Origin of the sequence: Nocardia sp. NPDC059236, assembly GCF_042754085.1 — a bacterium.
Lineage (GTDB): Bacteria > Actinomycetota > Actinomycetes > Mycobacteriales > Mycobacteriaceae > Nocardia.
The window spans coordinates 106,449-118,041 of sequence record NZ_JBHZAF010000025.1; the positions used below are offsets into that span (position 1 = coordinate 106,449).

The following is an 11,593-nucleotide window of genomic DNA, read 5'->3' on the forward strand; positions in this document are numbered from 1 at the left end:
GAACTGCTGAACATCCTGCAACGATCGATCTGAATCCTTATCGGAGGCCGGGCGGATTCGGCCCGGAGTTGTCTGCGGCATCCGATGGCCCCGCCATCACCGGCTGTTGCGGTATCTTGGCCGGCCGCTGGACTGAAGCGACCAGCCCAGGCGTCACGGCCAGGGGAGCGGCCCGCTCGGCGTCGAGCGGGCCGCGGAGCCCGGGCTGATCGTCTTGGCCGGTTTTCAATGCCTCGAATGGGGTTGCCCTACAGGCTAATTGGCCGTGAGTGTGCGGATCAGGTCGCGGGTGAAGGAGTCGGTGACGGCTTGCAGGTCGATCGAGTCGGGGTCGAGTAGCCATTGGGTATTGACGCCCTCGATGAAGGCGACTATTTCGGTCGCTTTGAGGGCGGGGTCGATGGCGGGGGAGAATTCCCCGGTGCGCTGGCCCTGTTCGACGAGTGCGGCGACGACGGCGCGCAGGTTGCGGTAGCGCTGGACGAAGTGGTCGTGGGCCAGGTCGCCGGAGTTGAGGTTTTCGGCGAGCAGGACGGCGAACAGGCGCGCCAGGTTGGGGTCGGCGATATTGCGGCGGGCGAAGTCGGGCAGTTTGTCCAGGGCGCGGACGCCGCCCACGGCGGCGAGTTCCTCGGCGAATCGGAGACTTTCGTCGTCGCGGGCGTCGATCACCGCATGCAGCAGGCCGACCTTGCTGCCGAAGTAATAGAGCAGGGCCTGCTGGGTGACGCCGACGCGCATCGCCACGTCGGCGAGGCTGGTGTCGCGGTAGCCGCGCTCGGCGAAAAGGGTGGCCGCGGCGCGCAGCAGCTCTTCGCGGCGGGAACGGCCGTCGGCGCGCTCCTTGCGGCCTCGTCGGCGTGGCGCTGTCGGCTGCGGCTTCATGGGTTCTTCTTACAACACCATCTTGAGTTTTACCGAGTGGTAAGTAAAATTCTGGGTGTGGCGACCACGCGAGATACTTGGGTCGGACAGTGGATCTGGTCCGATCGCCCGGCGCTGGGTGGAGCCAGTCGGGCGCAGCCGTACGGATCCCTGGACCCGAGTCGCTTCGACCAGCGGGTGCTGTTCCGGCGTGGCTTCGAGCTGGCGAGCGTGCCCGCCCGGGCCACGGTGCGAATCACCGCCGATTCCCGGTATCGGTTGTACGTCAACGGAATCGACATCGGTGCGGGGCCGGTGCGGCACGGGCCCCGCCAGTTGTGCTTCGACGAATACGACATTCGCCACACACTGCGCGAGGGCGGCAACACGGTCGCGATACTCGCCCGCTTCTACGGATATCCGGTGCCATGGTGGGAGCCGTCGCCACCGAGCTTCACGATGGGTGGCGGCGCAATGGCGGCGGAGATCCGGCTCGACGAGGAGATCATCGCGACCGACCCCTCTTGGCGGTTCGCACCCGGGGACGCATGGCGCCCCGGTCATCCGCCTGGCATGCTACTGACCCAGCTGCCCGAGATCCTCGATGCCCGGCTACTCGAACCACGTTGGATGGCACCGGATTTCGACGATTCGTCCTGGTCGTACGCGCGAGTGCTGGCTGAATACTCGGTGGTGGGCCCGCGCGGTGGGACGCGGCCGCCCACCGAGCCGTGGGGTGTCCTGCGGCCCAGACCTATTCCGGCTCTGACCGGTGAAATTCGCACCGCGACAGTCATGGACAAGAGGGCGGCCCCGCCTTCCGGCGATGATCCACGCGCCGCCCTGGTCGCGGCCCTGGGCGGGGCGGCCGGCGATCGCGCGCTGCTGATCGCCGATTTCGCGATGATCGTCAGCGGCAGGCTGGAACTGCATTTCGAGGCAGCCCGCGGTCAGGTCATCGACGGCGCTCTGATCGAGGTGCCCACAGTGGCCGCGCTCGACAGTGCTCCAGTTTTCCGGTACGTGGCCCGCGGCTCGGCTGACACCTATCTTTCGGCTGACTCGGTCGGCGGACGCTACCTTGTTCTCGCACTGGAGGGCGCGACGACGCCGGTCGCGCTCCGGATCCGTGAACTACTGCGCCCTCGGGACCCGGTCGCCCCGTTCGACTCCAGTGACCCACGTCTCGACGCCGTCTACCGCACGGGTCTGCGCACCGTGGACCTGACCTCGCACGATGCCTACATCGACTGCCCGACAAGGGAACAGCGGTCCTGGACCGGGGATGCCGTGGTGCATCAGTCCGTCGATCTGATCGCCAACCAGGATTGGCGGCTGGCTCGATGGAACCCGCAGCTGGCGGCGCAGCCGCGCGCAGACGGCCTGCTGCCCATGGTGGTAGCCGGTGATTTCGCGACCACGCAGGTGCCGACGATTCCGGACTGGTCGCTGCATTGGATTCGCTCCGTGCACAACCTGTTTCGCTACACCGGCGATCGGGAACTGGTCGGCGGTCTGTTGTCCACCGCCGAAGGGATTCTGCGCTATTTCGAGCCCTATTGCGGTCCTGCCGGTCTCGTGGAGGAGGTGCCCGGGTGGGTCCTCATCGACTGGTCGCCGGTGCAGGTATCGGGCGCGAGCGCGGCACTGAATGCGCTGCTGGCGCGGGGATTACGGGATTTCGCCGAGATGGCGCGCTGGGTCGGTGATCATGGCCGGGCCACCTGGGCGGCCGCCTTCCAGCATCGCCTGCTCCGCGGGTTCGAGTCCTTCTGGGACCCGGCGCGGCGTGCCTATCGCGACAATCTGGCCGATGGCCGCCGTGGCACATCGGTGAGCGAGCACGTCGCGGCTGCGGCGGTCTGCGCGGATCTCGTCCCGCCCGAACGCAAGCCAGAGATCTTGCGGCTGCTGCTGGACCGATCGGCCATGTTCACCGCCAGCCCACTGGCCGATCACGGTGGCGACGCACTGGGTCCCAGCGCCGGTCAGCCGGTGTCCGTGCGACCCGAACCCGATTGGGACACAGAGCGTTCGGTGGTCGGGGCGCAGCCGTTCTTCCGCTATGTCGTGCACGATGCCATCGCACGATTGGGTGCGGCCGACCGGATCGCGGAACTGTGCCTGGACTGGGATCGCCTGCGCGCCGATGCCCCGACCGCGTTCCGGGAGTGCTGGGAAGGCGGATCCTACTGTCACGGGTGGTCGTCCACGCCCACCCGGGATCTGGTCTGCTACACCCTCGGGATCACTCCGGCCGAACCCGGATTCACGCGGGTCCGCATCGCGCCGCGCCCGGGCGTGCTGACCGCGGCGGCGGGCGCCGCGCCGACGCCGTATGGCGTCGTGTCGGTGGAGATAGACGGTGACCGTGTCGTGGTCGACTCGCCGGTTCCGGTGGAGATCGTCGGCAGGTCGGGTACGGCGACCCCGCACGCTGCCGGAAAGATCACCGCGCGCTTCTGAAATCAATCTTCTGGAGTATCCGATGAAACACGTGATCCGTATGATCACGGCGGCCGCGCTCGCGGTCGGCTCGGTATCGGGGATGGCCGTGGCCGTCCCACCCGACACCATGACCGGGACGGTTTGGTTGTGCAAACCTGGCATGGCACTCGATCCCTGCGACCAGGATGTCGACGGCATGCCAGGGGCCCAGCCCGGGCTGGCACGTTATCCGGATGGCAGCCGAGCCGCACTGTCCGTCACCACTGTCGGTCACAGCGACCTCGATGACGAAACCGCTACCGCCTCAGCACTTCCGGGTGTGGACTGTTTCTACGTCTATCCCACGGTGGACCTGGTGCCCAACCCTGTGCGCGGAGATCGGCCGCAGCCTCGGGCCGAGGAACTCGCGGTGTTGCTCGCACAGGTGGGGCCGCTGCTCGGTCGCTGCCGTATGTTCGCCCCGCTCTACCGGCAGGACACACTGCCGCAGCTGGCTCAGCATGTTGTCACCGGCTCCGACGGCTACGCTGGACCCGGATTCGCCGACGTGCTCGCGGCGTGGGACGACTACTGGGCCCACGACAATATCGGGCCGGGTGGCGACCGGCGCGGGGTGATCCTGCTCGGCCATTCGCAAGGCAGCGTGGCGCTGGAACAGTTGATTCGCGACCGGATTGACGGGCGGCCCGACACCACTGCACAGCTGGTCAGTGCTGTGCTATTGGGCGGAAAGGTGCAGGTGCCCGACGATCGTCCAACGGGCGGCGGCGCGGACCCGGACTCCACCTTCCAGCACCTGCCGCTGTGCGGCGCGAGCGCACCCGTTCCAGCCGGATGCGTCATCGCGTATTCCGCCTACGCTGCGGGGCATGAGCCGGGGTCGAAGAGCCTGGCCTGGAGCGTGGCCCCCGGCCACCGCATCGCCTGCGTCGATCCGGCCGCGCTGCGCCACGCTGCCGATCCGGCCGCGCGCACCCTACTCGACACGGTCATGCCGACACGGAATCTGCTGCAGGGCAGCGATATTGCGCCCGCCGGGCATCTGACGGTGGTGCTGCGCGACTACCGGGTGCCGAGCACCGCAACGGGTTTCACCCGCTATCCCGGCGTGCTGACGGCCACCTGCCGCTACGGTCCGGGTAGTGACGGCTCAGCCGCGTGGCTGGAGATCGGCGGCGATCTCGATGCCGTCCTCGGCACTGTCGGCGACATGCAACTTGGCCTGCACGTGGCCGATTACAGTGTCGCGCTGGGTGATCTGGCAGCCGTCCTGGATCTGCAGTTCGCCACCTGGCGCGCTCGCCGATGACCGCGACGACCGCTCACGTCGCCGTGGCGCGGCCCTGGTCGCTGGCGGCCTTGGCGGGTATGGCGTCCTATCTGGATGCCGGCACCATCATCGCCGTGTCCGCGGCGCTTTCGCATTGGCAGTCGAGTTTTCGAATGTCGGAGTGGCAGTTGGGTTTTCTTTCCGCCGCGCTGACCGTCTGTATCGGTCTCGGATCCATCGCTGGTGGGCGTATCGGCGACCGCTACGGCCGCAAACGGGTCTACGCCGCGGACCTGTTGGTGTACATTGTCGGGCTGCTGTGGCTGGTGCTGGCCGTCCACCCGGTCATGTTGTTCGTCGGCGTGGTGACCGTGGGCCTGGCAATCGGCGCGGATGTGCCCGCGGCGCTGGCGCTGGTCGGCGAGAATGCTCCGGCGTCGGAGCGGGGGCGGCTGGTGACCTTCACCCAATTACTGTGGGCACTGGGACCTTTGGCCGTGATCGGGCTGGAATTGTGCGGTTCCCGGCTCGGCGATCAGCTGCCCCGCGCGATCTTCGCGCACCTGCTTGCGCTCGCGCTGATCACTTGGCAGCTGCGGCGGCGCATGGTCGAATCCCTGCGTTGGCAACCGTCGGACAGCAGCCCCCGGGAGCTGCTCGCGCCGAATCTGAGGCGCAGCAGTATCTTTTTGCTCGTCTTCTATGTCACCGTCACCCTCGGCACCAATTTCTACGGATCCTTCGGCCTCTACGCACTCGAGACCGTGGGCCATCTCGACTCGTCCAGAGCGCTGAAGGCCTCGCTGCTGGTGGTCCCACTCATCGCGGTCACGGTGTTGGCGATGATGCCGCTGATGGATACCAGGGCCCGGACACCGGTTTTCGTCGCGGGCGCGGTCACACAAACCTTGTCCTGGGCTGCGCTGCTCGTGGTGGACACCGGCGCACCCACGCTCGTCGCCGCGTTCATCGTCTACGGCATCGGCAACACCCTGGCCGGTGAGGCGCACTACAAGCTGTGGTGCCAGGAGAGTTTCCCAACCCGATTGCGCAGCACGGCGATCGGCCTCAGCTTCGGTCTCGCCCGCATCGCTTCCGCCATGATGCTGGTCTTCGTGCCGACCCTGCTGCACCGCGGCTTCGCTGTCCTGGTGGCCATGATGGTGGTCGTCACCGCGATGTCCGGCCTCGTGGGTGTGACCTTCCGCCCGCGCGGCCGGGGCGAGAGCATCGAATCCATCGACGCCCGTCTGGAATCCGACGCTCCGTAATCGAATCCCTCGCCGGGCTCGACGGGATCGTCACTGTCGGCTGTCCGGCCAGGGGCGGGTCAGCGTGGCGCGCAGCTGTCCGGTGGCTTCGCCGCCGAGGGTGCTTAGGAGTTCAGGTCTGGAGGTTCACGACCTCGCGACCCGGGGGAGCGGCTTCGAGGCCGGCACTGTCGAGCAAGTGTTCAGGCAGCTCCCGCCTATGTTTCACCGGCCTGAAGGCCTTGAATTTTACCTAGTGGTAAGTAAAACTCATGATGCGAGCGCAGGTTTCGCGACGGATTCCGGTCGCGCTCAGGCAAATCCACAATCATTGAGCAGGAAGGCTTTTCATGACCAGTTCGTCCGATCATCGCGCGCCGCAGGGCTATGGGCCTGCGACGCAGCAGCCCGTCACTGGCTATCCGCCCCCGTGGCCGCCGCAGCCACCCAGGCGACACCGGAGGTGGCTGGGTGGGGTCGGCGGTCTGGTCGGCGTGGCGCTGTCGATTACCGTCGTGTACGGCTGGCAGCACGTCACCGATCATGGACATGTTCGAGACAGTGGCCGTGATCCGCTACGGAAGGTGTCCGCCGGTGACTGTGTGAAGGTCAGCGGCGGGCCCGCCATGGTCGACGTGACGACAGTGTCCTGTGACGACCCGACGACGATCTACCGCGTCGGTGTGGTGCTGAAGGATCCGGGTGGCGGCTCGTGTCCCGGCACCGATTACGACACCGTGCGCTCCATCGGCGGCATGCGCAACACCACCCTGTGCCTGGAATTGCAGGTGCGCGAGGGCGAATGCGTGGCCCAGAACAGCCTCGACAACTCGGCACAGCCGGTCGACTGCGGCACTGCCGCGGCGCAGAGTGGGCACCAGGCGCAACTGACCTATTTCAAGATCGGCCGAATCATCAAGGGCCCCACCGACCCCACCGCGTGCGGCGACGCGACCGACGCCCACAACGCGGTCGTCTACCCGAAACCCGATCCGACGATTCTGTGCCTGGTCGATCCCGGCGAGTGAATCGCGGCAGCGGACGGGTACCGGAGTAGCCGGGCGCCCGGCGCGTCGGTTGGAAGTCAGCAGGTCACCACCAGTTTCATCGGTGTGTCGAGCAGGGCATCGATGGAGTCATCCCAGGCCGCAGCGCGGGTGGTAATGATCGAGGGATCGAACCTGCCGGTGGCAACGAGGTCCAGAACCGCCGGAATGGCAGGGCGGACGTGCGCGCGGCCGGTGTGGAAGGTGCAGCAGCGCGAGTACATCGCGAACACCGGCAGCGTGACGTCCTCGCGCTGCACGCTGACATTGGTGGAGGTGCCGTCCGGGCTGATGGCATTGATCGCGGCATGCGGGGCGGTCGCGCCGCCGCCTGCCCGCGCTCGACCGTGTGGAAACCTACGCCGCACCGGGTGGACAAACGCTGCGCATCGACGTCTACCTGCCCGGAGACCGTTCCAGCACACCGGTTCCCGCCATCGTGGCGGCGCATGCGGGCGACTGACGCGGATCGTGCACAGCCTGTTCGTTCACCGGGCGAGTAAGATCACTGCCCGCGACCGCGACCACCAGATCCAGGCCCTGACCGCCTTCCCCGAAGACGACGTTAGGCGAACCATCCGCGCCGAAGTCTCCGACTGACCCAGCCCGCTCTAACCCACCTACGGCGGGGCGCGGCATCGCGCCCCGCCAACGAACGCCGCTCAGGAAGCACCGGATGACCAAGACGCCAGCGCCGAACCACGATGCCGAAATCGCCTCCTCGGTAGCCGAATTCACCGAACGAATGGCGCACATCGACCTCACCCCCGTGCGCCAGGAGCGCGGCCTTCACAGCGTTCTCGAGACCGCCTCCGCTGCCACCAAGCGCGCCGTCACCGCCGAACAGGAAGCACTCGAGTCGAGCGACCCGGAGCGCATCGTGCGATTGGTGGTGCAGGCCAAGCAATGGCGACACACCGCGGCGATCGCCCATGCCAGGCACACCGCACTCATCGCCATCATCATGAGCCGCGATCCCCACCGCAGCCACGTCCACGACTTCCAGCCCCACCCCGACACCGGCAAAGTCATCTGCGCCTGCGGGTTGAATGAACGCGCCGCCGCGGGGCTGGATCCCGACTACATCACCACATGTCACGGATGCGATATCAGCCCGACCACCGAGGACGGACTACCGGTCAATCGCACCTCACGCGTTCACTGCTACGCCTGCGATCAATACGACCGCCCCATCATCCACCGCGGCGGCTACGAGCACGCAATCTGCGCAGGCTGCGGGCGAACAGCAGCCGAAGCGGGCCAACTGAATTCCTGGAGTGTCCACTACAAATCGGCGACCTCTGCGTCAGTGTCGGCACAATCATGTGGCGGAACCTGCGGCGAAAAGGTCGACGCGATGCGCGACCGTGACGGCATTCTTAAGCGCATCCCGAGATCGGCCACCGGCCGAATGAAACCGGCCATCGCGCGACGAATCCACGCCTAGAAAGATAATTCTCGGAGATGGATATTTCATTATTCGGGAAGTCCCGCGTGCCGGATTTCGACGAAATGAGTGAGATTGGAGGATTCCTGTTGTCGAATCTTTCTGCCTACCTGGGTTCTGGGCTTTTGATTTTCAGGGAACATTATGTTGAAGAGGGAAGCTTCGCCCTGACCTTTAGATCCGACGGTGCTGTTAATAAGGCGCTTGCCATCCAGATTGAAGGCAGCCTGCTTTTCGATATTCACCCCGATGAATCGCTTCCGTTGATCGATGCCGAAGTGCTTGTTTTTACGTTTGGAAAAAGGATGGGGCTGCGGTCCAATTCCGGCAATAGCTATCTTCGCATTTCTTACGATGTCGCAGGGCAGGGCTGGAGTAATCCGGTCTGGCTTGCGGATACTCCGGAAGATTGGGAGAGGGTGGTGGAAATGAGGGAATCCGACTATCAGAAAGTCAAGATAACATATGATCGAAAAGAGTGAGGTTTGGCCATGGGGTGCGAACGAATGGTTCGCCGCAACTATGTCGGAACAAAGCTCCGCCCTACCGGTGCCGATATGATCGGCGCGGCAGCCTCCGATCGGGGAGAATCATGTTCCGGCAAGCATTGAAGGCCCGTCTTGCCCTGTATTTGATCGGCGCCGCCGCACGTCTGCTACAAACGGTCGGATTGCATACGCCGGGCGTGTTGGACCAATTCTCACACAACCGGTCTGCTGGCGCTTTGCTTCCTCTGAATTGCGAGGACCCACTTCATTTCATAGGTCCCTCGCGGGCGCCCGAGTATCCATAGTCCTTACGAGGCGACCGACTATTGATTTTTCAAGGATTGCAGATGAGAGATTTGATGGCGGAAAGCCCCGAACTGGCACAAGAGTTGATTAGGACGGTTGAATGTGCCAACGCACTTGACGAACGCGGCGAGGCCGCGGAGGCGCGCAAGATCTATATCGAAGCATGGGACCGGTTGCCGGCCCCGAAGCACGAATGGAGTCTGTTCGGCCAGTGGATACCGATCTGCTTGTTCAACAACAGCATGAAATCGAAAGACTATGCCGACGCCAGGAAATGGGCCGGGATGTCCTACATGGCCCGCCCCAGGGAAGACGACACGGCGTCCATGATGCAACTTGGGGCAGCAAATTATGAGCTCGGTGACATGGATGGGGCATTCGACTGGTTCGGCAAGGCGTACGCGATTGGATCGCGGCGTGCCTTTCAGGGATTTCCGAAGAAGTATCTGGATTTCTATTTGAAGAAGACTCAACGCTGAACTTGCCTGCGGCACGAGACGGATGTTATGAAGAGGATCCCGCTTGAAGTCTCGTGCGGCGAACGCTTGATCGAGAGATCAACAAGAAGCCAAGCACGTTTTCCCCGGAAGTCCGAGAGTGCGCAGTGCGCCTGGTGCGGTTCACAGCGCCCGACCAGTTTGCCGGGCCTGCGACGGCGGTGGGTGACGAACAGTTGCCCGGCGCTGCAGTCCTTCATCGGCCTCGGCAGCAGTCGGGCGGTGCCGGCGTCCCAGTGCACGGTCCCCAGGACGTGTTCGTGGTGGGTGGCGCCGCGACGGTGGGTCCGTGGTGTCGCACCTTTGGACTTCACCGGGCAGCAACGCCCGGCCAGGTCTTCGATGTTGACTTGAAGCAGTTCGTCTGCGCGAGCGCAGGTTTCATACAGCATCCGCCACAGCGTCTTCTCCCGGGTGCGTGTGTCGCGGCGGGCGATGAGCCGGTCGATCGCGGTGCACGAGCGAACCGCGGTGTCGGAGTCCGGCGGGGTCGACCGGCCCGCCGAGGCGGGAACGGCCGGCGCATCTCAGCCCTGCTCGCGGCACCAGCTCAGCCACTTGCCCACTGCGGCGCGTCGCGCGTTCCAGGTGTTGACCGTATCGGCTCTTGACAGGATCAGCAGAGGCATCTACAACTGTAGCAATAACTGCTCAGAGTGTAGCAATTTGGTCTGACTCGAAGAGGGGCGACGGTGGCGATACCGCGAAGAGTAGATGCCTCCGGATGCTCCAGAGATATCGAGGAGGTAATCCTACCGACGTGGGTTACGAGACGGGTTGCTCTTACTGGCGATGCGGCACACGCTATGTGCCCAGACCTCGGGCAGGGTGCCCCGATGGCAATCTGGGACGCTATTACACTCGTGCGAACCTTGAATAATTCGCCAGAAATCGTCGGTGCACTTCACGAGTATCAAACCAAGCGGAGCAGGCGAGTACGGGACATGTAGCGCAAGTCTTACCAGTACGGATGGATGGTTCATCGGCGGACCAGACCTGCACTTGCAGTATGTCGCAGTGTAGTCAAGCGTCTTGAATCCACTCGTCTCGCGCGCACCGCAGTCGCCGGCCTGATTAATCCAGTTTCCTGAGAAATAAGGACGCTGCAATGCGTACAAAGCCAGATCAGTTAGGCAATCTCGCAAACGAGGTTGATGAGCGTTTTCGCCCCGCTGCGATGGTACGCGGGGCAATGAACAAGGTCTTCCCGACCCACTGGTCGTTCCTGCTCGGTGAGATCGCGCTGTACGCGTTCATCATCCTGCTGCTGTCGGGTATCTACCTGACGCTGTACTTCGACCCGTCGATGTCGGAGACCGTCTACCAGGGTGCCTACCAGCCCCTGCGCGGTGTCACCATGTCGCGGGCCTACGAGACCGCGCTGAACATCTCCTTCGAGGTGCGCGGCGGTCTGTTCGTGCGCCAGGTGCACCACTGGGCGGCGCTGCTGTTCGCGTCGTCGATCATCATCCACCTGTTCCGCATCTTCTTCACCGGCGCTTTCCGCAAGCCGCGTGAGGCCAACTGGGTGATCGGCTCGCTGCTGCTCATTCTGGCTATGTTCGAGGGCTTCTTCGGCTACTCGCTGCCGGACGACCTGCTCTCGGGTACCGGTCTGCGGGCCGCCTTCTCTGGCATCCTTATTTCCCTTCCTGTCATCGGCACCTGGATGCACTGGATGATATTCGGGGGAGACTTCCCGGGCGAGATCGTCATTCCACGCTTGTACGTCATTCACGTCCTACTCATGCCCGGGATCATCCTGGCGCTCATTGCTGCGCATCTTGGGCTGGTTTGGTACCAGAAGCACACCCAGTTCCCGGGACCTGCGCGGACCGAAGATCGAAGCGTCGGAGCGCGCATTGTGCCGGTGTTCTCCCTGGACCAGGGTGCGTTCTTCGCCTTCACCCTGGGCGTCGTCGCCATCATGGGTGGCGTCTTCCAGATCAACCCGATCTGGAACCTGGGTCCCTACAA

12 protein-coding genes are annotated in these 11,593 nt (G+C 64.5%); 9 read left to right on the top strand and 3 right to left on the bottom strand.

All coding sequences use genetic code 11. The annotated features are described in order from the left end of the window. Positions 1 to 255: 255 nt before the first annotated feature. A complete protein-coding gene (locus tag ACFXIV_RS41220) occupies positions 256 to 885 on the bottom strand; it encodes a TetR/AcrR family transcriptional regulator (RefSeq protein WP_379402219.1) in 630 nt (209 codons plus the stop codon). Between the two features lie 57 nt (positions 886 to 942). Here ACFXIV_RS41220 and ACFXIV_RS41225 point away from each other — a divergent pair, with 57 nt between their 5' ends. The 4 genes from ACFXIV_RS41225 to ACFXIV_RS41240 all read left to right on the top strand — a co-directional run bounded on the left by ACFXIV_RS41225 (position 943) and on the right by ACFXIV_RS41240 (position 6,860). Next, the gene (locus ACFXIV_RS41225) at positions 943 to 3,330 is read left to right on the top strand and encodes an alpha-L-rhamnosidase N-terminal domain-containing protein (RefSeq protein WP_379402218.1); all 2,388 of its coding nucleotides are present in this window, start codon (positions 943 to 945) and stop codon (positions 3,328 to 3,330) included. A 22-nt stretch (positions 3,331 to 3,352) separates the two neighbouring features. Then, positions 3,353 to 4,621 carry a DUF3089 domain-containing protein gene (locus ACFXIV_RS41230; protein WP_379402217.1) on the top strand — a complete coding sequence of 423 codons (1,269 nt, stop codon included), beginning with the start codon at positions 3,353 to 3,355 and terminating at the stop codon, positions 4,619 to 4,621. Then, positions 4,618 to 5,853 carry an MFS transporter gene (locus ACFXIV_RS41235; protein WP_379402216.1) on the top strand — a complete coding sequence of 412 codons (1,236 nt, stop codon included), beginning with the start codon at positions 4,618 to 4,620 and terminating at the stop codon, positions 5,851 to 5,853. The genes ACFXIV_RS41230 and ACFXIV_RS41235 overlap by 4 nt, the downstream gene beginning before the upstream one ends. Before the next feature lie 329 nt (positions 5,854 to 6,182). Beyond that, positions 6,183 to 6,860 carry a hypothetical protein gene (locus ACFXIV_RS41240; RefSeq protein ID WP_379402215.1) on the top strand — a complete coding sequence of 226 codons (678 nt, stop codon included), beginning with the start codon at positions 6,183 to 6,185 and terminating at the stop codon, positions 6,858 to 6,860. Between the two features lie 56 nt (positions 6,861 to 6,916). On the opposite strand, the gene ACFXIV_RS41245 is transcribed toward ACFXIV_RS41240, so the two are convergent. After that, complete coding sequence (locus ACFXIV_RS41245) at positions 6,917 to 7,138, bottom strand: hypothetical protein (RefSeq protein ID WP_379402214.1); 222 nt, start codon at positions 7,136 to 7,138, stop codon at positions 6,917 to 6,919. A gap of 485 nt (positions 7,139 to 7,623) precedes the next feature. On the opposite strand from ACFXIV_RS41245, the gene ACFXIV_RS41250 reads away from it, so the two are divergent. The 3 genes from ACFXIV_RS41250 to ACFXIV_RS41260 all read left to right on the top strand — a co-directional run bounded on the left by ACFXIV_RS41250 (position 7,624) and on the right by ACFXIV_RS41260 (position 9,598). After that, the gene (locus ACFXIV_RS41250) at positions 7,624 to 8,325 is read left to right on the top strand and encodes a hypothetical protein (protein ID WP_379402213.1); all 702 of its coding nucleotides are present in this window, start codon (positions 7,624 to 7,626) and stop codon (positions 8,323 to 8,325) included. A gap of 17 nt (positions 8,326 to 8,342) precedes the next feature. Then, positions 8,343 to 8,807 carry a hypothetical protein gene (locus tag ACFXIV_RS41255; RefSeq protein ID WP_379402212.1) on the top strand — a complete coding sequence of 155 codons (465 nt, stop codon included), beginning with the start codon at positions 8,343 to 8,345 and terminating at the stop codon, positions 8,805 to 8,807. Between the two features lie 353 nt (positions 8,808 to 9,160). Further along, positions 9,161 to 9,598 (top strand): hypothetical protein, encoded by a 438-nt coding sequence (locus ACFXIV_RS41260; protein WP_379402211.1) that lies wholly within the window; start codon positions 9,161 to 9,163, stop codon positions 9,596 to 9,598. Here ACFXIV_RS41260 and ACFXIV_RS41265 read toward each other — a convergent pair. Further along, complete coding sequence (locus ACFXIV_RS41265; protein ID WP_379402210.1) at positions 9,589 to 10,008, bottom strand: hypothetical protein; 420 nt, start codon at positions 10,006 to 10,008, stop codon at positions 9,589 to 9,591. The genes ACFXIV_RS41260 and ACFXIV_RS41265 overlap by 10 nt on opposite strands. Positions 10,009 to 10,308: 300 nt before the next feature. On the opposite strand from ACFXIV_RS41265, the gene ACFXIV_RS41270 reads away from it, so the two are divergent. Both ACFXIV_RS41270 and ACFXIV_RS41275 read left to right on the top strand, forming a co-directional pair. Next, positions 10,309 to 10,566: an FAD-dependent monooxygenase gene (locus ACFXIV_RS41270; protein ID WP_379402209.1), complete on the top strand. Its 258-nt coding sequence runs from the start codon at positions 10,309 to 10,311 to the stop codon at positions 10,564 to 10,566. A gap of 158 nt (positions 10,567 to 10,724) precedes the next feature. Further along, positions 10,725 to 11,593: cytochrome bc complex cytochrome b subunit (locus tag ACFXIV_RS41275; RefSeq protein ID WP_379402208.1), on the top strand; the 869-nt coding region annotated here is incomplete at its 3' end.